Source organism: Pseudobutyrivibrio ruminis AD2017, from assembly GCF_000424305.1.
In the GTDB taxonomy this organism is placed as follows: Bacteria; Bacillota; Clostridia; order Lachnospirales; family Lachnospiraceae; genus Pseudobutyrivibrio; species Pseudobutyrivibrio ruminis_B.
In genome coordinates this window covers 192,054-217,768 of the sequence record NZ_AUJQ01000006.1, presented here as the reverse complement: position 1 = coordinate 217,768, position 25,715 = coordinate 192,054, and the positions used below count along the sequence as shown (strand labels likewise).

General features: G+C 40.6%; 20 protein-coding genes. 5 read left to right on the top strand and 15 right to left on the bottom strand.

The window, feature by feature from the left end; genetic code table 11:
- Nucleotides 1-18 precede the first annotated feature (18 nt).
- The 8 genes from G611_RS0105635 to G611_RS0105605 all read right to left on the bottom strand — a co-directional run bounded on the left by G611_RS0105635 (nt 19) and on the right by G611_RS0105605 (nt 9,840).
- Nucleotides 19-1,608, bottom strand: a complete 1,590-nt coding sequence (locus tag G611_RS0105635) for a response regulator (protein WP_028242796.1) — start codon at nt 1,606-1,608, stop codon at nt 19-21.
- A gap of 17 nt (nt 1,609-1,625) precedes the next feature.
- The gene (locus G611_RS15965) at nt 1,626-1,955 is read right to left on the bottom strand and encodes a sensor histidine kinase (RefSeq protein WP_242824258.1); all 330 of its coding nucleotides are present in this window, start codon (nt 1,953-1,955) and stop codon (nt 1,626-1,628) included.
- A complete protein-coding gene (locus G611_RS14050; protein ID WP_242824257.1) occupies nt 1,952-3,091 on the bottom strand; it encodes a histidine kinase in 1,140 nt (379 codons plus the stop codon). Before G611_RS14050 ends, G611_RS15965 begins: the two co-directional genes overlap by 4 nt.
- The gene (locus G611_RS0105625) at nt 3,084-4,130 is read right to left on the bottom strand and encodes a sugar ABC transporter substrate-binding protein (protein WP_028242795.1); all 1,047 of its coding nucleotides are present in this window, start codon (nt 4,128-4,130) and stop codon (nt 3,084-3,086) included. Before G611_RS0105625 ends, G611_RS14050 begins: the two co-directional genes overlap by 8 nt.
- A gap of 20 nt (nt 4,131-4,150) precedes the next feature.
- Complete coding sequence (hisS, locus tag G611_RS0105620; protein ID WP_028242794.1) at nt 4,151-5,410, bottom strand: histidine--tRNA ligase; 1,260 nt, start codon at nt 5,408-5,410, stop codon at nt 4,151-4,153.
- Nucleotides 5,401-6,840: a coproporphyrinogen dehydrogenase HemZ gene (hemZ, locus tag G611_RS0105615; protein WP_028242793.1), complete on the bottom strand. Its 1,440-nt coding sequence runs from the start codon at nt 6,838-6,840 to the stop codon at nt 5,401-5,403. The genes hisS and hemZ overlap by 10 nt, the downstream gene beginning before the upstream one ends.
- Complete coding sequence (locus G611_RS0105610) at nt 6,837-7,460, bottom strand: MBL fold metallo-hydrolase (RefSeq protein ID WP_036948273.1); 624 nt, start codon at nt 7,458-7,460, stop codon at nt 6,837-6,839. The genes hemZ and G611_RS0105610 overlap by 4 nt, the downstream gene beginning before the upstream one ends.
- Nucleotides 7,461-7,536: 76 nt before the next feature.
- Nucleotides 7,537-9,840 carry a RelA/SpoT family protein gene (locus tag G611_RS0105605; RefSeq protein WP_028242791.1) on the bottom strand — a complete coding sequence of 768 codons (2,304 nt, stop codon included), beginning with the start codon at nt 9,838-9,840 and terminating at the stop codon, nt 7,537-7,539.
- A gap of 259 nt (nt 9,841-10,099) precedes the next feature.
- Between G611_RS0105605 and G611_RS0105600 the strand changes: the two genes are divergently transcribed.
- On the top strand, nt 10,100-11,737 hold the full coding sequence (locus G611_RS0105600; RefSeq protein ID WP_028242790.1) for an ABC-F family ATP-binding cassette domain-containing protein: 1,638 nt from the start codon (nt 10,100-10,102) through the stop codon (nt 11,735-11,737).
- A 49-nt stretch (nt 11,738-11,786) separates the two neighbouring features.
- On the opposite strand, the gene G611_RS15715 is transcribed toward G611_RS0105600, so the two are convergent.
- A complete protein-coding gene (locus tag G611_RS15715; RefSeq protein ID WP_155942251.1) occupies nt 11,787-11,927 on the bottom strand; it encodes a hypothetical protein in 141 nt (46 codons plus the stop codon).
- Nucleotides 11,928-12,204: 277 nt separating this feature from the next.
- Between G611_RS15715 and G611_RS0105590 the strand changes: the two genes are divergently transcribed.
- Entirely contained in the window at nt 12,205-13,536 is a 1,332-nt protein-coding gene (locus tag G611_RS0105590; RefSeq protein ID WP_028242789.1) for a carbohydrate-binding protein, read from the top strand.
- A gap of 34 nt (nt 13,537-13,570) precedes the next feature.
- Here the strand turns inward: G611_RS0105590 and G611_RS16000 are convergent, their stop codons facing one another.
- Both G611_RS16000 and G611_RS0105580 read right to left on the bottom strand, forming a co-directional pair.
- On the bottom strand, nt 13,571-13,702 hold the full coding sequence (locus tag G611_RS16000) for a hypothetical protein (RefSeq protein ID WP_278244502.1): 132 nt from the start codon (nt 13,700-13,702) through the stop codon (nt 13,571-13,573).
- A gap of 88 nt (nt 13,703-13,790) precedes the next feature.
- Nucleotides 13,791-14,246: an NUDIX hydrolase gene (locus G611_RS0105580; RefSeq protein WP_028242788.1), complete on the bottom strand. Its 456-nt coding sequence runs from the start codon at nt 14,244-14,246 to the stop codon at nt 13,791-13,793.
- A gap of 940 nt (nt 14,247-15,186) precedes the next feature.
- Between G611_RS0105580 and G611_RS0105575 the strand changes: the two genes are divergently transcribed.
- Nucleotides 15,187-15,441 (top strand): DUF4160 domain-containing protein, encoded by a 255-nt coding sequence (locus G611_RS0105575; RefSeq protein ID WP_028242787.1) that lies wholly within the window; start codon nt 15,187-15,189, stop codon nt 15,439-15,441.
- Between the two features lie 9 nt (nt 15,442-15,450).
- Nucleotides 15,451-15,888 (top strand): DUF2442 domain-containing protein, encoded by a 438-nt coding sequence (locus tag G611_RS0105570; RefSeq protein ID WP_028242786.1) that lies wholly within the window; start codon nt 15,451-15,453, stop codon nt 15,886-15,888.
- Nucleotides 15,889-16,907: 1,019 nt separating this feature from the next.
- On the opposite strand, the gene G611_RS15235 is transcribed toward G611_RS0105570, so the two are convergent.
- Nucleotides 16,908-19,022, bottom strand: a complete 2,115-nt coding sequence (locus G611_RS15235; protein ID WP_028242785.1) for a hypothetical protein — start codon at nt 19,020-19,022, stop codon at nt 16,908-16,910.
- A 253-nt stretch (nt 19,023-19,275) separates the two neighbouring features.
- On the opposite strand from G611_RS15235, the gene G611_RS0105560 reads away from it, so the two are divergent.
- Entirely contained in the window at nt 19,276-19,482 is a 207-nt protein-coding gene (locus G611_RS0105560) for a helix-turn-helix domain-containing protein (protein WP_028242784.1), read from the top strand.
- A 208-nt stretch (nt 19,483-19,690) separates the two neighbouring features.
- Here G611_RS0105560 and pyk read toward each other — a convergent pair whose 3' ends face one another.
- From pyk to G611_RS14040, 3 genes are all read right to left on the bottom strand, one after another.
- Nucleotides 19,691-21,103 carry a pyruvate kinase gene (pyk, locus tag G611_RS0105555; RefSeq protein WP_028242783.1) on the bottom strand — a complete coding sequence of 471 codons (1,413 nt, stop codon included), beginning with the start codon at nt 21,101-21,103 and terminating at the stop codon, nt 19,691-19,693.
- A 192-nt stretch (nt 21,104-21,295) separates the two neighbouring features.
- Nucleotides 21,296-23,104 carry a cellulase family glycosylhydrolase gene (locus G611_RS0105550; RefSeq protein ID WP_028242782.1) on the bottom strand — a complete coding sequence of 603 codons (1,809 nt, stop codon included), beginning with the start codon at nt 23,102-23,104 and terminating at the stop codon, nt 21,296-21,298.
- Between the two features lie 35 nt (nt 23,105-23,139).
- Nucleotides 23,140-25,560, bottom strand: a complete 2,421-nt coding sequence (locus G611_RS14040) for a glycoside hydrolase family 9 protein (RefSeq protein WP_051195092.1) — start codon at nt 25,558-25,560, stop codon at nt 23,140-23,142.
- Nucleotides 25,561-25,715 lie beyond the last annotated feature (155 nt).

The window sequence follows — 25,715 nt, the reverse complement described above, 5'->3', positions numbered from 1 at the left end:
TTCCCTCTTTATATATGTTCAGCCCTTAGCATAATCAGTAGGCGTCTTTCCTGTATATTTCTTAAAGTTTCTAGAGAAATAATTAGGATCCGGATATCCTACCTCAAGTGCAATTTCCTTCATGGATTTATTTGTTGTCTTTAGCAGATTTTTGGCTGCCTCAATCCTAAGCTTTGTAAGATAATCAATGAAGTTCTCCCCAGTCTCTTCCTTGAATACCTTTGAAAAATAATAAGAGCTTATGTTTACCACCCTGGAAACATCATCAAGTGTAAGCTCCTTCATATAGTTTTCATCAATGTACTGCTTAGCCTTGTTTACAGCACTCATGGATTGCTCCTCGTGCCTATTGGATACCCAAAAGGCTGCAGCCTTTATCTTTTCCACAAACCATCTGCCTACATCCGATAACCCAGGCAGGCCAAGAAGCTCTGACAGATAATTAGATCTGCTTTGGAATTCGTACATTCGTCCTGTCTTTTCGTATGCTAAATGCTCTGCCCATAATACAAACTCCAAGCATTTCAGCCTGATGCTGTCATTGTCATGAGAATAATTTTCCTCCATCCATTCAAAGAAGGTCTGGGCCAAGCCTGTGGATTCGTTAACATTTCCCAAGGTTACCTCGTTAAACAGCCTCTTTTCCAAGTCCATTGGGTAATCCTCTTCATATCTGCAAGCCACTGGCATATCATCCACATGAGCCACATGGCTGGTGGTAGATATCAGCACTGAATTGCCCTCCTCGTAGGATTCTGCCATCCTATCAAGGGGCTTCACAGAACCAAAGCCGATACGAAAATCCATATCAAATCTGTCTGATAGCTTTCTACACAAGGCTCTGGCGTTTTCTACCACCTGGTTTCTTTCATTATAGGAAAGAGTTGGCGAATCAGTAGGAATCAGGATTGGGATTTTGTTAGACATAACAGCACCCATGATTCCCTTTATATAATCCTCTGTTATAGTGTGAATTTCCCTATAAACCTTCTGTGCCTGAATAGAAACGGCGACAGCGCTGGTCATGTAATTGCCCACCAGCTCTCTGCCGAAAACCATGCAGGCCATGTAGCCGTATTCTGAATCTATGCCAAGAAGGGTTTTGTAATTATCTATATCTTCCTTGAAATATTCCTTGAAAAGCAAATCCTGAATAAGACCGTTTTCAATGATAGGAACTACTGTCTCAAGCTTCTCTCTTACCTGCAAATCGTTGCTACGTTTTTTGCGCTCCCCATCGATTTGCCCCATAGCCTTGTTTAGCACATCCAGGATTGCCTCCCTGCTGACAGGCTTATTAAGATAATCAAGGACTCCTAGTGATATTGCTTCTTTGGCATAATCAAATTTATCGTAAGCAGTCATGACGATAAACACCACATGATGATTGGTTCGCCTGATTTCACGCATAGCCTCGATGCCATTTATGCCTGGCATCTGGATGTCCATAAATGCAATATCCGGCTGGAATTCTTCAGCAATCTCTATAACCTGACGGCCAGTTTTGGCTGTTCTAATATCGCAAGTGCTTCCGTATTCCTTTTCTATTATGAATTTCAGTGAATCGATGACGATGCCTTCGTCGTCGGCTAGTAGTATTTTGTACATGAAAAACCCTCATCTTTTTATTTTGGTAGATATAGGATGGTTTCGGTGCCTTTGTTTTTTCCTTCTGATATGATATCAAGCACGTCATCCCTTTCATAGAAAATATTTAACCTTTCTATGCAATTATTTAGTCCAACTCCGTTTGAACCGGACTTATTTGGATTGCTTACGTAGCTTCCATCCAATATTTTTTCAATTGTTTCCTTCTCTATTCCTATTCCGTTGTCCTTTACACTGACGCAGACGTAATCTCCCAGCTCATAAACTGAAAGAACTATCTTTTTAGTCCATTCTATGTTTCTTAAGCCATAGTTGATGCTGTTTTCAACTATAGGCTGAAGAATCATGCTAGGGATTTGCGTTGATAAAAAGGCTCGTCTATTTCCTTTGTAAACTGGATTTCTCCAGCAAATCTAACATTAATAATGTAGATATATATATCAACCAGTTCAATTTCCTCTTTTAAGGTAACAACATCCTTGTTTTTCTTGATATTGTATCTAAAGAAATCTGCCACCCTCTGAATGTAGTTGCTGGTTCTATCTGCTCCCTCCATCATGGCCAGCTGCGCACCTGCATTTAGTGTGTTAAACAAAAAATGTGGGTTAATCTGGGACTGCAGATATTTTAGCTCCGCATCCTTTACGTGGTTTTCCATGATAAGCTCGTTTTCTCTAAGCTTTCTGGTGGCTTCCATGGATTCCGTCAGCTTTGCAATGTAGTCCTTGATGGATATGACCATTTTGTTGAAGGCCATGGTTACAACACCAACCTCATCATTGCTTCTAACTACTGGCAGCTGCACATCGAAATTACCCTGAGACACTGTGTTTGCAGTGGCAGCCAGCTTAACAAGTGGGTCCGCAATGGTTGATGCAATAAGTACTACGAATACCAGATTGGCAATGCCTATAGTTACAAGTGTTATGATGTTAAGTCGCTCAATGGTCTGCAACGCCCCCATCATAGCGCCGTAGGATTTGGAGTTATTTATAAACTGTTTGTTGTTAAGACTGTTTATGCTGCTTTCAATGTAGCTATAGGTTCTTGTGGCTTCCTCATAGATGGCCTTATATTTTTCTACGTTTCCGCCTCGCTTACTTTCAACAGCCTGATTGGTAAGCTCCAGATAATTTAAGGACATTCGCTTGATGTTTCGCTCCATTACGCGGTATTCATTATCGTCCTTGTTATCATCTATAGCCATCAGCAAATCGCTGTAATCCTGCTCTTTTATATAATAATGCTCTAAGGCATCACTGGTTTTTGTATTCAGGTACCCTTCTGTTGCAAGCTGAAGGCTTTCCAAACCATCACTTAATTGATTCAAGGAATTGTTGCTTGAATAGATTTCGTCTAATGAATTAAGCACCTTGGCTGTACCAAAATACAGCATCATATTAACAATAAACAAAAGGATGGTTGGCAAACAAAAGGCCAGTATCATCTTTTTTCTTAAGGAAATGGATTTTTCTTTATTCACTATCCACCTCCTGAAGCTCTTCTTCTACATTGCGCGAATCAATTAGCTTTGCGTCAACACTGATGTAATCAGAAACATAGCCTGTATCTCTATATTCTGCTACAGCAGCTGCTGCCGCCTTGCCAAGGGCTTCTGCATCCACATAAACAGAGCTTACTATAACGTGCTGCTTTATTCCCGTAAGGATTGTCTGGGATTTATCACTTCCAAACAGCAGAATGGAACCAACCTTGTTGTAATCAATCATAGCCTGATAGAAAGCGGCTGTAGTCTCCTCATCTAAACAGATAACAATAGGTGCCAAATCGTTTTCCTTGAACAGATTCTGCACATACTCTTCTATGGCAAAAGGCCCCGTTTCTGCTATAGCCCTGGCCTCAAACTGAAGGTTCACATTATCCTTGTTCTCGCCTATAAGCGATGTTTGAAGATTGTTGATAAAGGTGCTTTCCATATTTTCATTTACAGTATTAGCCCCAATCACCATAACCTTGGCCTTGGTTTTAACGTTATCCACCAACGCCGTACCATACATGCTGGCAACAGAATAGCTGTTGGCTCCTATGTAGCTGATTCGGCTTTCCAAATCTGCATCACTTCCAATGGTAAACACAGCAATACCGTTTCTTTTAGCCTTTGACAGCTTTGCCGCTGTCTCCTCACTGTCGTCACCCTCGATGAAGATAGCATCGCAACCCGCTTCAATAGCCATTTCCAGCAATTCCTGTTTTGAAAAGCTGGCATCCACACTTTGGGAAATCATATCTACATAAACGCCATTTTCTTTTCCATAATCCTTGGCAGATTTATACACCTGCTGCCAGAATGTAGAATCGTCGTTGGAAGTAATCATTACCGCATATGAATCGTACTGATTGTATTTGGCCTCCGCCAATAAATTTACGGCCTCTTCCATTCTTTGTTTGTACAAAACAGTACTGATAATTGTAGCAATAAACATAAAAGCAACAGCGCAGCCTGCTGCAATAGCAAGCGCACTGTTGCTTCTAAGTTTTCTTTTGCCCCCTAATATCTTCATAACATTAACCCTACAAAATATTATCTATTGAAAAATTCTACGAATTCCTCATATCCTTCATTTGAAAGCTGTTCCTTCTGGAACTTCTTGTTCTTATTCATGCGAACAACAAGAACTGTCTGACCTTCTGCACGTGCTGCCTTAGCCTGAGCCATAACCTCTGCAAGCTTATCTGCTGGATACCCCTTTTCAACAAGATAAGCAACCTTCTTGTTAGCGCCAGGAACCTTGAAGCCCTGCTCCATAAGAAGAAGGATGATACGCTCAAAACCGATTGAGAAACCACAAGCTGGTGTATTTTGGCCTGTGAAGTTACCAATCATTTTATCGTAACGTCCGCCGCCACCGCAGCTTCCGCCAAATTCTGGAATAGCAATCTCAAAGATTGTTCCTGTGTAGTAGCTCATACCACGTACAAGTGTAGGATCAAATACAAGCTCAAACTCAGCTTCCTTAGTAGCATTAACAGCTGTTGCGATTTCACGCATCCAATCTGCAACCTCTTCATCAAGGAACTCACCAAGCTTTTCAAGAAGTACATCCATTCCTGCTGCTACATCCTTAACACCCTCAAGTGCAGCGAAAAGTCCTACATATTTATCAATAGATTCCTGTGGATATCCATCCTCAAGAAGCTCCTTAGATACTCCATCAAGGCCAATCTTATCCATCTTATCAAGTGTGATGAAGATTGAATCGTAATCTTCCTCAGCAAATCCAGCGTAAGCAGCCATAGCCTTAAGGATACGACGCTCGTTAATGCGGATTTCGAAGTTCTTGAAACCGATGCGGCCAAGTGTTGTAGTAGTTGCAAGGATAAGCTCTATCTCTGCAAGGTTTGATGGCTCGCCTAAAATATCGATATCACACTGAGTGAACTGACGATAACGACCACGCTGAGGTCTATCAGCTCTCCAAACGGAACCAATCTGAAGTGACTTAAATGGTGAAGTAAGCTCGTTAGCATGGTTTGAATAGAAACGGCAAAGAGGTACTGTAAGGTCGTATCTCATACCAAAATCTACAACATCCTCTTCTGTAGTAGCCTCAGGGATGTTAAGCTTCTCTCCTCTCTTCATTACCTTGAAGATGAGCTTTTCGTTCTCTCCACCCTGCTTATTTGAAAGGTTACCAATTGACTCCATAGCTGGTGTCTCGATTGGTGTAAATCCAAATGAACGATATGTTTCTTTAATAATAGAAGTAACATAATCTCTAACTTCCATTTCGTAAGGAAGTATATCCTTCATTCCGTTAACTGGTTTCTTGTTTAAAGCCATTTTAAATCCTCTCTAAGTCTTTCTCTTTTTCTTTCTATCATTTCATCAATTCTGTCCATGTAAAGCTGGACATCCTTGACATTTTCACATCTTGTAACTGTGGCGCCATGGTCTGCAACAAACTTGCATGAGCAGCCTGCACCAAGTGCCATTATAGTTTGTTTTTCTTCCATTATCAAGATGTTATAAAGTCCCTCTTTACCTGGTGTGGCGTAACCAATGTTCTCAAGGTTAGCCGCCATGTTCTTTTGTCTATACAAATAATAAGGGATCAGATTAAGCTTTTTAGCAGTCTCAAGGCAGGCGTCCATGTGAGCCTGTGAGTTTTCGATGAGATAGTCGTCGTAAGCTTCCTTATCTATATTAAGTCTTGCAGAATGCTTAAGTGCTAATGAATGTACTGTCAGGTTATCAGGCGCAAGTCTTTCCACTTCTGAAAGTGTGTACTTAACATCCTCGATAGTCTCTCCTGGAAGACCTAAAATCAAATCCATGTTGATATCATCAAAACCCAGCTCTCTTGCCCAGCCGTATACCCTGTAAATATCCTCTACCTTGTGGAATCTTCCAATTAAATCAAGTGTCTTTTGATTCATGGTCTGAGGATTGATAGAAATTCTGGTAATAGGATGATTCTTCATTACCTGCAGCTTTTCGTAGGTGATGGAATCTGGACGGCCAGCTTCGATGGTGTATTCCAGTAAATCCTTGGTGTTGAAATATTTATCAACTAAGGTCAATAGTTTTTCTAAATGCTCTTCATCAAGAGATGTAGGTGTTCCACCGCCGATGTAGATGGTGGTAAGCTGCTTGTCCTTACAAGCTTCGGCTGTAAAAGCCATTTCCTTTTCAAGAGCAGCCAGATAATCGTCCAGCTTCTTTTTCCATAATCCTATTGGATATGAAGTGAAGGAACAGTAAAGGCATGTGCTAGGACAGAATGGGATTCCAATGTAAACAGAATAGCCGTTGTCGTAATCTATCTTTGATAAAAGCTCGTGCTCCTTGTGAGAAACCTCAAGGCTTAAGGCTATCTTTTCATCTGATGTAAGGTAGGTATGCCTCATATAATCAGCAACCTCTTCATCTGATGCGCCCGCCTCTATCATGCCAAGACTTATTTTGGTAGGACGAATGCCTGTAAGTGTACCCCAAGGCAAGGTCTTTCCTGTGCGCTTGCTTAAGCTTTCGTAGATAGCAAGCTTTAGACGGTTCTTAGTGTCAGGCCTGTTGGAATAATCTATCTCAACCTCTCTGCCATCTAATGTAAGCTTGTTGTCGGCATATTTAACGTCCATGGTAAAAAGCAGCTCTTCATCTGTAGGTGCATCGGCAGTGCCGATTTTCACTTCCTCCTTAGGATAAAATGCCTTTACCAAGGAATAAATGTCATATTCAAAATTATCTTCATTTAACTTTACGTATATCATAGATATGGATTATATAGCCTTTCTTCGCTAATAGTGGTTGGTTCGTTGTGGCCTGGGTAGCAGATTGTGTCGTCATCAAGTGGCATAAGCTTTGATTTGATGCTTCCCACCAGCTGACTCATTGAGCCACCTGGGAAGTCTGTGCGTCCAACTGACCCGCTGAAAAGAGTATCTCCCGTAAACACAATGCCTTCTTTTTCAAAATAATAGCAGCAACCACCTGGTGTGTGACCTGGTGTGAACAGGCACTTAACCTTAAGGCCTGCAAGCTCTATTTCTTCATCATCCTTTAGGAAAATGTCTGCTCTGTATGTTTCACTGCTTCCGTACATATCAGCAGATAGATTAATAGCTGGGTTCTTGAGCTCGTCAGCACAGGCCTCATGAGCGTAAATCTTTATTCCGTATTCATCTGCTATTGTTGCCGCCTCTCCTGCATGGTCAAAATGTCCATGTGTAAGAAGTACCGCTACAGGCTTTGCTCCAGTCTGGGCAACTGCCGATTTAACTCTTTCTGCAGCTGAGCCTGGATCTATAATAATACATTCCTTTGTATCTTCATTAATAGCCATATAGCAATTTTCCATTGCCGCTGGCAGCATTACCTTTGCTACTTTCATATTCCTCTCCAAAATGTTAGAACAGCTATCCTTTGCGAAATAGCTGTTCTATATAGTCATTACTATTAATTTCAAACTATCCTCTAGGTCGTTCAACATCGATGATGGATTCAACCTGTTTAATCTTCTCAACCAAAGAACGAAGCTGTTCGCGGCTTTGTGTGCCGAACTTGATAGTGATTGTGGCAACGCCCTGTTTGCTGGTCTTTGAATGGATTGAATCGATATCGATTTCTCTTTCTGTAAATATGCGAGTGATATCAACAAGAAGTCCTGTACGGTTGTTACCGTAGATGTTGATTTCTGTAAGATATACACCGCCCTTTTTGCCTTCATCTTCTGAATCCTGAGCCCATTCGGCCTCGATTAATCTTTCCTTTTCGAAATCAGGAAGATTAATCATGTTGATGCAGTCGGTTCGATGGATGGAAACTCCACGACCTCGGGTTACAAAGCCTACGATTTCATCTCCTGGCACTGGGTTACAGCACTTTGAAAAACGAACTGAAACATCATAAATGCCACTAACTGTAATACCGTTTTTAGACTTTGGTTTAATCTTGTCACTGTTGCCGGAATGCTCTGCAAGAACATCCTCGTCAGTGATTTTGATAGGATGGTCTTTCTGCCATTCAGTGTTCATTCTGTTGATGACAGCGCCTTCCTTGATGGCTCCCTGGCCTACAGCGGCAAGACAATCCTCCCAGCTGTGGAAACCATATTTATTCTTAATAAGCTCTTGATACTTAGGCTTGTTGATTTCGCCTAAATCAATACCCTTTTGTTTTGCAGATGCAATGAGAAGTTCCTTACCCTTTGCAACATTCTCGTCCTTGGACTGACTTCTGAACCACTGGTTGATTTTGTTCTTAGCCTGAGAGCTTTTAACAATGCTGAGCCAGTCACGGCTAGGTCCATTGGTATTCTGCGATGTGACTATTTCGATGCGGTCACCGTTTTGGATGACATAATCGATAGGCACAAGCTTACCGTTAACCTTAGCTCCTATCATACGGTTACCAACTGCGGAATGAATTGCATAGGCAAAATCAATTGGTGTGGAACCGTTAGGTAAGTTCTTAACATCTCCTGATGGAGTAAAGCAAAATACTGTATCAGAAAACAGGTTAAGGTCTGACTTAAGCAGGCTTGAGAATTCCTTATTATCGGAAATCTCCTGCTGCCATTCCAAGATTTCACGTAGCCAAGAAAGCTTTTCTTCCTCGCCTACAACTGTAGAGCCTTCGCCGCTTTCCTTGTATTTCCAGTGAGCTGCGATACCGTATTCACTGGTACGATGCATTTCGTAGGTACGAATCTGAATTTCGAATGGTGAACCGTTAGGACCGATAACTGTGGTATGCAAAGACTGGTACATGTTAGGCTTTGGCATAGCAATGTAGTCCTTGAAACGGCCTGGGATTGGAGTGTACATTTCGTGAATAACACCAAGTGCTGCGTAACAATCCTTGATGGAATCTACAATGATGCGCACCGCAAATAAATCATATATCTGATCGATGGTTTTGTGCTGATTGACCATCTTTTTATAAATGCTAAAGAAATGCTTAGCTCTTCCGTATACTTCTGCATCAATATCAGCATCCTTAATGTGTTTTGCAACATCATCAACTAAGGAATGGATATATTCGTTACGCTGATTCTTTCTGAGAGCTACCTTTTCAACCAAATCGTAGTAAGCATCTGGCTCAAGGTATTTCAACGCCAAATCATCCAGCTCTATTTTAACCTTGCTGATACCAAGACGCTGTGCCAAAGGAGCATAGATTTCCATGGTTTCTCTGGCTTTTTCCTTTTGCTTTTCAGGACGCATGTACTTCAATGTACGCATGTTATGAAGTCTATCCGCAAGCTTTATAAGGATTACACGGATATCCTTAGCCATGGCAAGGAACATCTTACGAAGGTTCTCAGCCTGGATTTCTACTTTATCCGCGTCGTAATTTAACTGGCCTAATTTGGTAACGCCATCAACAAGCTCTGCAACTTCTTCGGAGAATTCTGCTGCTATTTCTTCCTTAGTATAGATAGTATCCTCTACTACGTCATGTAAAAGACCAGCAACGATGGTTTCCTTATCAAGCTCAAGATCTGCAAGGATGATTGCAACACAGAGTGGATGGATGATATAAGGCTCCCCAGACTTGCGCACCTGACCCTCGTGAGCCTTGCTGGCAAGCTGATAGCCCTTCTCAATCATAGAAATGTCGTCATTAGGATGGTATTTGCGAACTCTGTCGATAAGTTCCTTATATAATACCTCTGGATCAACGAAATCTTCTGTGGCGATGACACCATGATTATCTATAGAAACTTTGTTTTCTAACTGTTCCAGTTCATTCTGTTTATGAGCTGACATGATATCACCACCTTTCAAAAATTTTTTATTAAATATTATATAATTTAACATTTTAAAAAGCAATAATACTAATAGCGAAATTTCTATGATTCTCTAGGTTTCTTTTGGTGTTTTTTGGTGTTTTGGTCTAGTTTTTCATAGTTCCATCTGTACAAAAACCCTATTTTTTGATATCATTAACCTGTTTTGATTATTAGTTGGACTTCATTGGCTTGCCTTGTTTTCCAACTTGTTTTTTTGTATAGAGAAAGGAAGTTAAATGATTCAAGCAAATAATGTCACTCTTCGATTTGGCAAAAAGGCCTTATTTGAAGAAGTTAATATCAAATTTACAGAAGGAAACTGCTACGGTATCATCGGTGCTAACGGTGCAGGTAAGTCTACTTTCCTTAGAATCTTATCTGGTCAGTTAGAGCCTACTAGTGGTGAAATCACTATGAGCCCTGGCAACCGCCTTTCATTCTTAGAGCAGGACCACTTCAAGTATGATGAGTTCACAGCTCTTGATACAGTTATTATGGGTAACCAGCGTCTTTACGATATCATGAAGGAAAAGGACGCTATTTATATGAAGGAAGATTTTTCTGACGAAGATGGTATCCGCGCTGCAGAGCTTGAGACAGAGTTCGCAGAGATGGATGGTTGGAATGCAGAGTCAGACGCTGCTCAGCTCCTTAACGGACTTGGTGTTGATACAGAATATCACTACACTCAGATGTCTGAGCTTCCAGGTGCATTAAAGGTCAAGATTCTTCTTGCTCGTGCACTTTTCGGTTCACCAGATGTACTTCTTCTCGATGAGCCTACTAACCACTTGGATTTAGATGCTATCGCTTGGCTTGAAGAATTCCTTATTAACTTTGAGAATACAGTTATCGTTGTATCCCATGATAGATACTTCCTTAACAAGGTATGTACACATACAGCAGATATTGATTACGGTAAGATTCAGCTTTACGCTGGTAACTATGATTTCTGGTATCAGTCTTCACAGCTTATCATCCAGCAGCGTAAGGAAGCTAACAAGAAGAAGGAAGAGCAGATTAAGGAATTACAGGAATTCATCCAGCGATTCTCTGCTAACGCTTCTAAGTCTAAGCAGGCTACATCTCGTAAGCGTGCATTAGAGAAGATTCAGTTAGATGACATCCGTCCTTCTAGCCGTAAGTACCCATACATCGATTTCAGACCAGCTCGTGAAATCGGAAACGAAGTTCTTTCAGTTGAGAACCTTACAAAGACAATTGATGGTGAGCTTATCCTTGATCACCTTTCATTCAACGTTGGCCGCGAAGACAAAATCGCTTTCGTTGGTTCTAACGAAAAGGCTAAGACAGTTCTCTTCCAGATTCTTGCTGGGGAGATGGAGCCGGACGAAGGAAGCTACAAGTGGGGCGTTACTACTTCACAGTCTTACTTCCCTAAGGACAACACTAACATCTTTAATACAGACCTTCTCATTGTAGATTGGCTTACACAGTTCTCTGAAATTAAGGATGCTACTTATGTACGTGGATTCCTTGGCAGAATGCTTTTCGCTGGCGATGACGGCGCTAAGAAGATGAAGGTATTATCCGGTGGTGAAAAGGTGCGTGTTCTTCTTTCACGTATGATGATTGAAAACTCTAACGTACTTATGCTTGATGAACCTACTGACCACTTAGACATGGAATCAATCACAGCACTTAATACTGGTTTACAGAAGTTCTCAGGTGTTATCCTCTTCTCTTCTCGTGACCACGAAATCGTACAGACTACAGCTAACCGTATTATCGAAATTCTTCCTAACGGACAGATGATTGATAAGATGACAACTTACGATGAGTATCTTGAATCTGATGAGATGGCTCGTAAGCGTACTGTACTTGAAATGTCTTCTAACGAATTAGATGATTAATACTTAAAAAGCTCCGGTTACCTACCGGAGCTTTTTAATAATTGTTCACTTAGTTTACAGCTACGACGCGTAGCGCATTATTTGCTACAAATTCAGTAATAATCCCCTGGTTCTTAAGCTCGAAAGCCTTTCTAACAACCTCGTCTACTGTACAGCAATTAATAATCTGTCCTACTACCATTTTCTTCATACCTCCTAATATTACTTTAACATTTGTTCTGAAAAAGAGTTTATCATTTCATATGTCACATATATGTCACACGAAACCCTTCATCTTATTAAGTAAATATATATATGTATTATAATACTATTTTGTCTAATATTACTCAATAGCATACTTATGTTTATTTACAGCAATTTTTAATATCTAAATAGCAATTATTGCAAAGCTAAGTTGTTACAAAATTGTTACGATAATCTTGCTCGAGCTCGAAAACGATTAAGAAAATGAATGGAGGGTTCATCCTATGAGAAAATTACACAAAAGCCTTCTAAGTGCATCTTTAGCTCTTGGACTTATGGCATCTTCTGTGACTAGTATCACAGCTTTCGCAGTACCAAAAATTAGCCCTTATTCTACACTTGAAGCCGAAGTAACGGCTACAAAAAACGGTGTAGATGTTGCAACTGAAGGCAACTTAAAATACATTTCAGGATTAGAGAGTGGCGATTCATTCTCTACTGTTCCACTTGAGTTCACTTCAGGTGTTGTTTCACTTACAGCAAACGTTCGTACATACGCACCTACATGGTTCGAAGTACATCTTGACAAAGCTGATGGCGATTTAATCAGCACATTCAGAGTTGGAAATACAAATGGTGCTTTCAAGCAGGTTTCTGCTGCTGCAAAGCAGGTAGAAGGTCATCACACATTATATTTTGTAGGTAAGCTTGGAAAGACTGACATCGATTCTTGGAAAGCTCTCCTCCCTCCTGGTCAGCAGCCAGTTACTCCAGAAGAGCCTACTCCTGTAGACCCAAGTAATCCTACACCTGCAGACCCTTCTATCCTTACAGGAACAGTTAATCCTTATGAAACTGTAGAGGGTGAGAACTCACAGGAAATGAAGGCAGCTGTTGCTATTACTGTTGATAACACAAGATGTGCTATGATCCGTTCTAACGGCTATGCTGCAGTTAAGAATGTAGATTTCTCTGAAGGTCTTGCTGCTTTTATTGTTACAGCTAAGGCTTCAAAGCTTGGCATTCTTGAAGTTCGTTTAGACAGCCCAGAGGGCCAGGTAGTTTCAAATGTTAAATTAAACGCCGGAGATTTCTCAACAAAGACTGTTAAGGTTGCTTCTGGTATCGAAGGAAAACATGACCTTTATTTCGTATCAACACTTAAGGGCGCAACAGTTTACTTAGATTCATGGAAGGTAATGGCTCCTCCAACAAAGCCAGAGCCAACTCCTGAGGATCCTACACCTGTAGACCCTACACCAGTTGATCCTACTCCTGTAGACCCAACACCAGTTGATCCTACTCCTGTTGATCCTACTCCTGCAGAGTCTGACTTAGGTCTTCAGTATGAAATCAATAGCTGGGGAACAGGTTACACTGTAAACTTCAAGGTTGTAAACAATTCTACAACTACAGTAAATAACTGGACTTTAAAGATTAAGAAATCTGATATTACTGTTGACAATTGCTGGTGTGCAAAGGTTGCTGAAGAAGGCGAATACTACGTATTCACTCCTGAGACATGGAATAGCACAATCGGCGCTAACGGCAACGCTACATTCGGACTTAACGGTTCCGGTTCAATTGGTAACACATTAAACTTCATCCTTCTATAAATATAAATGGGGCTGTTTTCGAACAGCCCCAACTTTATCCTATGCAAACAACTCTTAGTCGACAGCAGGATATAAATTCTGTCATTATTCCCTTATCCTTAAGCTCAAATGCCTTTCTGATAACTTCATCTACTGTACTGCAATTGATGATCTGTCCTACAACCATTTTTAATTCCCTCCAAAATATGTATTATTTATTGTTTCTGAAAGAATAATAACATTCAATTTGTCACATAACTGTCACACAAGAAATATTATTCATTAACCACACCGATTAGATTATCGGCAGCATCATAAATTAGCTTAACAGTAAAATAATCTCTTTTTGAATTTAATTTTTCAAGGAATACTTTATCACCTTCCCAAAGGTTAAGTTCTGGCACTTTATCTATATCAACCCACACTAATTCCCCTTCATTGCAGTCAGCTTTCACCTCACCTGTAAAATCATCACAAGTGTAAAGCATTGTATGTTCAGTAACATCTCCCATAACAAAGGTAATGAATCCTCTGGCAGTAACCTTTCCCGCTGTCAGCCCAGTCTCTTCAAATATCTCTCGCTTTATGCAATCCGCTGGAGACTCCCCCTCTTCCACATGACCACCAACACCTATATACTTCCCCGCGTTAATATCATGCTCCTTCTTAGTGCGATGCAGCATTAAATATTTATTATCCTTTATCAGATAGCATAGTGTTGTAAATGTCATGAGATTTTCTCCTTTTCTTTTGCCTTAGCCTAATTATATCATCTTCTTCCATTGTTTTGGCTCCCGCATTTCTTTTGCTTAACCAGGGTGACAGCCAGCGGTGGGGTGCGGTGGTTATGCCTATTATCCCTTGTGGTGACGTTATGCTATTCTTGGGCGCTTGCCGCGATAAGTATAATATTCAACCGCTTTCTAAGATTTTATACTTATTTTTGCCCTATAGCTTTGATTAGCTTTGTCAAAAGTATATACAGAAAGTTTTTTGCTGATTCTATACTTTTTTATAGCTATAAAGGCTCTCAGCAACATGTAAAAAGTATAAGACCAGCGATACCGCTTGATTCTTATACTTTTTTCTTCTTTAAGCACGTTAATTCTTGGATTTCTCGTATAAAATTGGAGTTTCCTTTTCTTCTTATACTTTTGTTGACAGCCAGCGGTGGATGCACGGTGGTTATGCCTATTTTTTTAGTGACTTGCTTGGCTGCAGGGTTGGCGGGGTGCGGTGCACATTTGCGGCAGGTTGCGTTTTGAAGTATGACTATATGCCGGTTTTTAATGTTGTCATACTTGAAGACAGTCGGGTTAAGGTGTTTTGTATAGTTTTGAGTATGACTTTTTGCTTATTTCTATGGTGTCATACTCTGAATGAAGATGAAGCGTACCTCCATCAGTCATTTTGCGTATATTTTCTTAGATTTCGGCAAAAGTCATACTTTAAAATGCGATATCACCCTTGAACACCTTGATATGAAGTATGACTGAAGGATATAGCCACATTTGTCATACTTTATTTTTTCAGCATGCAAATGTGAACAGCCAGCGGCATGTTGCACGGTGGTTATGCCTATTATCTTTTATGACAGAGATAGCAAAATATCTATGTATATCAGTTGTAAATTCACGATACCGTGATATAATATTGACAAGGAGTAATGTTATGCCAGTTATATCAAGATTTAATGGTATTGTGATTAGAATGTATTTTCTTTCCAGTGAACACAATCCACCACATATTCACGCTATTTACGGTGATCAGATTGCAGCTATTGATTTTCAAAAAAACGAAGTTATAGAAGGTGATTTACCTTTACGCGTACTTCAATTAGTACTTAAATGGACTTCTTTACACCGAAATGAATTACTGAAAATATGGGAGACACAAGAATTTGTAAAAATCCCCCCATTAGAATAGGAGGCGTTTATGTTTCATAAAATTAAAGATATTCAAGTCACTGATGATTATAAATTAAATGTCTTGTTCGTCGAAGGTCAACGAAAACTATACGATATTAAAGCACTCGCTGAAAAATATCCGATGTTCAATGAGCTGATTGCTAATGCCACTTTATTCAAAAGTGCAAAAATTGATATTGGCGGATACGGCATAGTATGGAATGATGAGCTAGATATTTCATGTGATGAACTATGGGAAAATGGTGTGAAAATTAATTCTCCTTTTGATGGACTTATGGCACTACGAGATGCCACTGAAATGTGGGGATTAAACGAAAGTACCCTCAGACATGCCATTATGTACGGAAAGTTCATTCTAGGAATTGATGTATGTAAATTTGGAAAACAATGGGTCATTTCATATGAATCTATGAAAAGAGTATACGGTGAGCCAAAGGCTAGCTAATTTAAAAAATGCAGAATTACCTTCAAGTATGGCAATTCTGCATTTTTTATTTTTTCTAGCCAGCGGCACGATGCACGGTGGTTATGCCTATTTATATGTGTAGCTAAGGAATTGCGAAGTGATTAACTTATTAAGAGACCTGGCATAAACACGCAGATGGATAGGCTTCGTTCTCGTGCGTGTATGGATTAGTTACTTATGGCACGCACATGGGTGATTCTTGCTCTCCTGCGTGTCGGGATGGGACGCTTGTGACACGCACACAGAAGACTATTGTTCTCCTGCGTGTCTGAGGTAGCTACTTAAGACACGCATTGAGATGACTTTCGCTTTTCTGCGTGTATGAAACTACGGCCTACGGCACGCACCAGGCTCTTTCTTGCTCTCCTGCGTGTATGAGGGAGCTGATTAGGACACGCATTGGGAATACTTTGGCTCTGGTGCGTGCTTTTGCTTTTATTTTACACTGGTGACAGAGGAATGGATGCGCGGGTGGTATGCCTATTTATCTAAGTATCTAGGCTTTGGGTATGACTATAGGGATGAATGATATAGCAGGTGATGGAATATGAGATTTCTACAGTAGATAGTGTCACAAAGACAACGAGTTAATTACATTTGTAGTAGACTGTGTGACAGGATTTGTGCAATGAATTGGTTTTCTGTCACAGCGTCGACGTGCTTTGGGGATTTTCTGGGGTTTCTGTGACAGAATCCATACATAAAGCAGGGAGACAGCCAGAAGAGGTTGCGCGGAGGTATGCCTATTTATATGCACACATAAAGCAAGAGCGCCCCGAAGGGCGCTCCGCTATAAAGGAATTAGTATTGATATGAAAGTTTACTTCAGCTTTCGCCAAATCCCCCATTCCTGCGTCACCACTACCGTGTGACAATTATATAAGACACGAAACAATTATACCCCTATAATGATTTCGTTATGGGGTCACAACAAAACATACTCACCCCTATGGTGTTCTGTTTACAAATGAATCAGTATCAATATGAAAACCGTCATATTAATTTGCAGTATCTGTAACTTTAATCTCAGTAGCTGCATTATATGCGTTCTTTGCGTTTGTCTGATTCAATTCAGCTTCGCTTGCAGCCTTATTTGCAACACTCTCATCGTATGCTTCCTTTGCTGCTATCGCCTGTGCTGTATCACGTGTTGCAAGCTCGGCATTACCTGATACTTCTGCCTTAGCATATGCTTCATCTCTAGCTTCTTCTGCAGCAGTTATAGCTGTCGATGCATCGCTAACATCCTTTTCAGCCTTTTTAACGCCTTCATCAGCAGCAGCTTTAGCTTTAACTGCTCCATTATTACCATTCAATGCAGTATCTGCTGCTTCATAAGTCTGAATTGAGCTATAAAGGTCTTCTCTACTGAGAGCTGCAGTATATTGATCAATTAGAGTATCAATTGCTTTTGTATCAGTTTCTACTTTGGCTTCCTGTGATTCTGCAAGAGTCTTATCTTTATAATCTCCACTTGAAGGTTTGTAATTTCCTATAACTGTAGATGTCACAGCCTTCTTATTATCAGCTACCAAAGTGCTCAAATTACTTGTATTGTTAGTAATGCTAGCCAGCTGAGAATCAGTAAGACCTAAACCTGCAAGCTTTTCTTTTCCTGCATCAGTCAATTTATTATTTTCAAAATCAGAGGCTTCCAATGCTGTAATTTTACTATTAATGTATGCTAACTGATAAGCTTCTAATACTGTTGCTTCTGCATCAGCAGTTGCTTTTTCAATAGCTGCCTCATAATTAGCCTTAGAAACAGTACCATCTTTACCAATTATTGGTTTAACAGTTTCTGTTCCAGCGCCTACACTCTTATTATTTGTTGCAGTTTTCTTATCGGCAGAGGTAACAGTTGTATTGGTATTACCTCCAGCTAATTCATTTAATGCTGTCATAATCTGATTATCATCTTTTTCAGCAATATATGAAGCCGGATTGCCACTTACTGCTACGTAAGTATCCTTGGCATTCTTTACAGCTGTTTCATAATTAGCCTTGGCAGTTTTAGCAGTAGCCTGAGCTTCAGTTAATGCTTTAGCTGCTTCAGCTTGAACTTCTTTTGCATCATCCAATTTACCAAGGTTATCATAATAAGTTTTCTGGGCATCAGCGACTGCCTTAACTTGGGTTTGTGTACCAACAAAAGTCTTAACACCCTCCGTCTTACTATTTTCTACGGCCTCTTCAGCTGTAGCCAATGCTTTGTCTGCAGCTTTTTTTTCTGCTACTGCTGTTGCAAGATTAGCCTGAGCTGCTGTATTAACAGCCTTAGCCGCCTGATAGGTTGACTGAGCACTTGCAACTAATGCATCCTTATCCTCTTTAGATATAGTTGCATTTTGTTTCGCTGTATATGTTACTTCACCTGTATTTTCATCAACTGATGCAGTGTAATAATCACCTAATGCAGATTTAACAGCTGCATTAGCACTTGCAACAGCTGCTGGTGTTGCTGCTACATTTGTAGGCAAGCCTGCGCCTGGTGTTACGGCACCACTTGAAGAACCACCAGAGCTTGCGCTACCGCCGCCTGAGCCGCCTGAAGAGCCGCCTGATGAAGCGGAAGCTGTAGCCTTCTTTACTCCGCCTGGGAGGATGTTCTCAGCAGGGAAGCCGCCGAGTGTACGGTGCTCCTTGATGCCGAATGTAACAAAATGGTGATAGTACATTGCAGTATTATCGCCGAATGCCTTTGCAAGATCAGGGTAAGCTGCCTTGTAAGCATTTACGTCGAAGTACTGGTTAATCTTACGTCCTTCATTGATACCAAATGTCATGAAGTGCTGGAATAATGCATTAGCATCTGTTCCGAATACTGCTACTACGTCTGGATAAAGCTGAGCATAAAGCTTAGCGTCGAAAATCTGGCGAAGTGGTGAATTAGCAAGGTCTTCAGCACTAGCTGCTCTACCTTCCTTTTTGCCAAATGTGTTGTAGTGATTCTCCAAAGCCTTTGGAGTTGTTCCTACAGCAGCTACTACGTCTGGATTCTGCTTTGCGTAGTAATTTGCATCAAATGCTGCTAACGCTGGCATTGATGTAGCGACAGTTGTTGCAGCGATTGTTGCTGCCATGAGTCTTACTAGTTTCTTGTTTCTAGTCATAGTGTAAAGTCCCTCCTGTTATTATTATTCCTCCCTCACGTAACCACAAATACCACCGTTTGGTAGCATGAAAGAGTAAAATTTTTTCGCCACCTTTTGGTAGCATCTTTAAATGTACTATACCACTGTTTGGTAGCATTGTCTAAAGAAAAACAATTATTTAACATAATTTTCACACTTTTAAGATGTTTATCACCTTGTTTACAGACTTCTCGTCTATAAATAGGAATAAACCCTTAAGGAAGGACGATGAATGCTACTAAGAAGACTTGAAGATTTACGTATAGACCACGACCTTACACAACAACAGGTTGCAGATATTCTGTTTTGCAAACGTGAGGTATATAGAAGATATGAAAAGGGAATACGTGAACTTCCACTATCCTACGCCATTATGTTGGCTGACTATTATAATGTAAGCTTAGATTACTTAGTAGGTAGAAGTGACAAAAAGAAATAAAAAATTTTTTATATAACATACGAAAGAGACGCCAGCGGAGCGTCTCTTTCAAAAGGGAGAATAATGTTATGAAAAAATTGTATCTCTCTCGAGATGAGTATATATTAACTGAAAACTTTGTCAAAACAATGTAAGTTGTGTGAATAGTCTGTGAAATGAATGCTACAAAAAAGGCTTCCCTCGGGAAGCCTTTAATTAATCTATTATACTAAATTGTCTCAACCTTGATTGTGTTAGTGTTACCTACAGAACCGTTGATTGGGCCACCTGTAAGAACTACCATATCACCTTCGTTAAGGCCTAACATTTCCTTTGTACGCTCAACTGCACGCTCGAACATAACATCAAGAGACTTGTACTTGTCAACAAGAACTGGTGTAACACCCCAGCTAAGAGCAAGTCTTAACCAAACCTTCTTGTCTGTTGTCATAGCGATAACATCTACTGGGCAACGGAAACGGCTAACACGCTTAGCTGTGTAACCTGACATTGTGCAAGCAACGATTGCCTTAGCGTTAACATCGATAGCCATTGAACATGTAGAGTGGCAAACAGCATCTGGAGTAGAAACGATTTCCATATCTTCCTTGTGGAAACGTCTCTCGTAGTTGATATCCTTCTCTGTTGTCTCAGCGATTTCTGCCATTGTAGCAACAGCTTCAACTGGGTACTTACCCTGTGCAGACTCACCTGAAAGCATGATAGCTGATGTTCCATCATATACAGCGTTAGCAACGTCAGAGATTTCAGCACGTGTAGGACGTGGATTAGAAATCATAGACTCAAGCATTTCTGTAGCTGTAACAACGCTCTTTCCAAGTGAACGAGCTGTTGAAATAAGTTCCTTCTGAACTGCTGGAAGGTTAACAAATGGGATTTCAACACCAAGGTCACCACGAGCAACCATGATACCGTTAGCAACTTCAAGGATTTCCTTAACGTTGTCAACACCTGGCTGGTTCTCGATCTTAGCGATAACAACGATATCCTTACCACCGTTCTCATCAAGGAAAGTTCTAAGCTCAATCATATCCTGCTTTGTAGATACGAATGAAGCAGCAACGAAATCAATGCCGTTCTCGATACCGAATAAGATATCCTTCTTATCCTGCTCTGAAAGGTATGGGCCTGACATAACCTTGTTAGGGAAGCTCATAGACTTCTTGTTTGACATAGTACCGCCTGCAGTACACTTTGTAATAACATCATGTCCCTTAATATCTGTAACTTCAAAGAATACGATACCGTTACATACTGAAAGTGTATCACCAATGTTAAGATCCTTGTGAAGGTTCTTATGTGTTACAGAAACACGTGTCTGATCACCTTCTACATCATCAGTTGTAAAGATGAATGTGTCACCCTCTTTAACAGTAACAGAACCGTCCTTAAATGTCTTAATACGGTACTCTGGTCCCTTTGTATCAAGAAGAATAGCGATAGGAAGGTTAAGCTTCTTACGAACCTTCTTAACTAAATCCATCTTCATTCCCTGTTCCTCATGATCACCATGAGAGAAGTTCATACGAGCTACGTTCATACCAGCCTTAGCCATGGCTGTAAGAGTCTCCTCGTTCATTGATGCAGGGCCGATTGTACAAATAATCTTTGTCTTTCTCATTTCAACACTCCTTCTATATTAACTACTACTATAGCTAAAATTTAACCCAATTTATATTAACACTTATTCATGGGATAGTAAACAAAATAAACATTTTTTTAACAAAATATTAACAGAAGATTAACAATCAAATTTAGAGCAAAAATGGTTAAAAAAAGCCCTGCTAGATAATATCTAGCAAGGCTTTTTTGCTTAGTTATAATATGTAGTTACTGTCTCACCATTGCTTCCCAAAGGAACTTCATGATCAAGACCTACAAACTTACCTGTCTTTGAATCAGACCAAAGAGTCTTCTTCATCATATTATATTTTGCATTATCCCATGTCATCCAGTCGTCCTTGAGAAGTCCGCCTGTATCACCTGAGTTAGGATTAATGCACCAGAATGTATGGTTGATGTGGTTTTTAGCAATAAAGTTTGCCATGAGATTGAGGTACTTTTCGTTATCGCCTCCATCCATGAAACCACCCCATTCTCCAATAAGAAGAGGAGCTATTTCCTGATCCTGAAGATAGAACCAGCTATCATACCAAACGTCGTCAAGCAATGTCTGCTCTGTAAAATCCTTATCGAACCAAACCTGTTTGTAAACAAGTGGGCCATAGTCATGTGGAGAATAAACTAACTGACTTTGATGGCTTCCCAAATCAACTGGATACTTTCCAGCGTTTCTGAGATTTCCGCCCCACCATCCACCATAATACTTAAGTTCATCCTCGGTAGCATTAGGATTCTGTGTACCAGAGTTGAAATTGTAACCTGGTCTTGGTGTTTCTTCTGTACCTTCTACCATAATAAGAAGATTTGGATTAACATCAAGAATTGCCTTGCCACAACGGCTGGCAGCGTAGCGCCAGTTGTTTTCATCTGTTGAATCATCCCACTTAGCTGCTACTGCTTCTGCCTGGGAGAATTTGCCATGTGGTTCGTTCTTAAGGTCACAAGCAACAATTGTATCATCATCCTTATACTCATTTACTAACCATGTCCAACCTTCAATCCAATCCTCGGTAGTGAAGCCCTTAGGACCATACCAAACATTGTAATTATGGCCAGAATTGTTGGCATCTGCGCTGTGGCAATCAACCATAATCTTGATACCATTTTCTTTGCAGAGCTTTACGAATGTATCAAATATTTCTCTTGAGCTCATATCTGAGCCATCAGCTCTCTTGAGCTCAGGATTTGCATAGGTATTTACGTTTACCTTTACATTCTTACCTGACTTCCATTCCAATAAAAGCTCTGTTGAAACAGGTACTCTTACAAGGTTGATGCCATGATCTGCCATACCCTCAACAACGTTTTTCATATTTGCACTCCATAAGCCATGGAATACGCGCTCTGAGCAGTTAAAACCAAACCAGTTAGCACCAGTTAAATAAACCTCATGACCATTTTTGTCATAGATTCTTGCTCCATCTGTATGAAGCCAGTCATCTCCTACAACAGCCTCAGATGGCTCTGTTGGCTCTGGCTTGTCTGGAACATCTGGTATTTCAGGCTCTGTTGGCTCTGGCTTATCAGGGACCTCTGGTTCAGAAGGCTGTGGCTCTACTGGTTCTGGAGTACTTGGCTCTGGTGTAACTGCCTGTCCCTGTCCATCTATTGAAATATCAATAGCTGTGCCAACGTGGCTAGAACCCTGAATACCAAATTCTACTGACTGTCCTGGTTCAATTACTGAATTCCATTCCATAGGAGTGATTTCATAATAACCGTCAGCTTCTTTTATGTTTACATTCCAGCTTGAATCAATACCTACATCACTCTTATCAATCTTAAGAGCCCAGCCGTTTTCACGCTTGTTTGTATCGTTCTTAACTTTTATAAGGACCTGATAGCCTGAACCCCAATTGTTGATTGTGTAGTCTGAAACAAGTCCTTTTTCTGCTGCAAGTGCAGCATACTTTGGAATGCTCACTCCACTAAGTACTAGTGAAGCTGATAAAACCCCTAAGAATGCCTTTTTACAAAAAGCATTTCCTCTTCTATGCATTTAATGCGCTCCTCCTCAAAAAAACCAAATTTAAATTATTTACCCTGTGCAATGATTTCAACCTTGTCGCCAATGTGTGTTGATCCCTGAACACCAAAGTCAACTGCCTGACCTGGCTCGATAATTGAGTTCCAGCTCATTGGTGTGATGATGTAGTAATCACCATCTTCGACGATGTTTACGTTCCAGCTTGTGTCGATACCAACATCATTTTTGTTAACCTTTAATGTCCAAGAATTTGTTCTTGTAGCTGTATCGTTCTTTACCTTGATAAGTACCTGGTAACCTGAACCCCAGTTGTTGATTGTGTAATCAGCTGTTAAATCTGTAGCTGCTGGCTGTGGATCTACTGGTGTTGGGTCAACTGGCTCTGGGTCAACTGGTTCTGGGTCAACTGGTTCTGGGTCAACTGGTTCTGGCTCAACTGGCTCTGGCTCTTCTGGCTCTGGCTCTTCTGGCTCTGGAGCAACGATATTCTCATCACCGAGCACAAGCTTACTACCTTCGAACAGCTGCATTCCGCTTGGTGTAGACATCTGTGAATTGCTTGTTCCGCCAAGACCTGTGATGCAAGGGCTCTTAGAGAAATCCCATTTGCCAGGAGCTGTGATTCTTGTCTGGAGCTCGCACTTGCACTCGCTCTGTCCACCTGGGTAAATCTGAGCGCCTGCTAAGTTAAGGTCGATATAGTAAATACCCTTCTGGTCAGATTCCTTGAACTCAGAAATCTTTACTGGATGCTGATTGTAAGTCATAGAAACCTTCATATCTGAAGCTGAATGACCCTGTGCAATAACATCGCTTAAATCAAAGAACATACGAAGATTTAAGTTATCTGTAACTCTTGCTGGCCAAGCTGTATGATTCTCAACAACTGTCTTAAGCTCAACAAAGTTAACTGCATTGTTCTTGTCCTGGCAGTTGATTCCACCCTTAAGAGTAAACTCTGCACCATCTGTCTTTTCGATTGCAGATGGAGTTACAACTGTACCAAAACCGTTCTTCTCATAGAGGTAAGCGCAAGCACCTGTGAAACCTGCGTTGTAATCACAAGCTACTTCGTTTGCCTGATAATCACTTCTAACATCTTTGTATGAATCGTTAGCAGAACCAGGTCCACCTACGATAGCACCAACAAGTGTATGTCTTGAATTCTCTGGTGCAGCGTTAAGGTTGTTAGACCAGCAACCATGAGCAGCTCTGTGGTGAGGATTCTTTGGTGACTGAGCGTTATAGCCAACCATAAAGTTCTGACCATTGCTGCCAAGTACGTAGTTGATTGTTCTTTCAATATATGCATTTGCACCAGCGATATGCTCGCTATCAGCCTTCTCTAATCCTAAGTAGATTGTGTCGATGAATGCCTGGTTGCATGCATATCTTACTGAACCCCATTCGCTTAAGAATGAAAGTCCGCCAGGTGTGATTGTTACAGGGTTTGAGCCTGGCTTCTTACCATTGTAGCAATCAATACTGTTTTCGATTGGTGTGTAATATTTATCCTTTCCTGTAAGCTCTGCTAAAAGTAAGCAAGCTCCCATGTGTGTGTCATCCCATGACATTGTCCAAGAATATGCCATCTCGTCTCCACCCTGGAACTCTGTTCCAAAGTTGTTTGCATATTCTTCAGCCTTTGCAAGATATGTCTTATCTCCTGTTGCCTTATATAACCAGCAACCTGCAAGTGCTAACTCATCATAGAATCCACTGTAAGATGTATAGAATCCGCTTGCAGCTGTGTAACCCTTATCACTCTTAGCTCTATCTGCCATGCCATAAAGTGTCTTAGCATGTGCAAGATAAGTTGCGCTTCTTGCTGGATCTGTGTCCTTAAGTACTAAAGATGCTACTGCAAGAGATGCAGCTGCCTCACCTGTAACACAAGAACCACCATTAGCTGCGGTATCGCCTACCTTAAATGCTGGTCTATCCATCTTTGCTTCTACTAATTCAGGTGCGCCCCAGAAACCATGATCTTTTCCGCCGTCACCTACCTGATAGAAGTATGTGCTTGAATCAGGATTACATTTTACAAAATAGTCATTTGCCCACTTGATATCGTGAAGCATCCATTTTGCCTGACCAGATTTCTGATAAGCCTCAGGATTGTTCAAGTATGACCATCCTAAAACCATTGATGAGTATGCCATTGGAAGATTAAACTTTACGTTATCTCCGGCATCATACCAACCACCTGTCAAATCCAAATTAAAATCTGAACCATCTTTTAAGCCTGAATCTGCTCTCCAGTTTGTTCTAGAAAGTGTTTCCTCTGACAACTTTCCAGATTCCTGTAACTGATAGAACAATAATGATTTTGCTAAAGCATCACCATAATTGTAATTTCCGGCTGCATCAGCCTTCACTGATGGAAAGCTTACCCCCGTAGCAACCATGAATACTGACAAAGAGCAGGCCAAAGCCTTTTTGCAAAAAGTTTTACTAAACTTATGCATAGTAACATATCCCTCCTTAATAATTATATATAATGACATCCGCGCGCTTGATGTCTTTATATCCCCTCTCCATTTGTATAACTTAATAAAGAATATGTGTGAGTATAAAAACTCATTTTGATTTATTTGGCTTTTATCTGTCTACTTTATTTAAT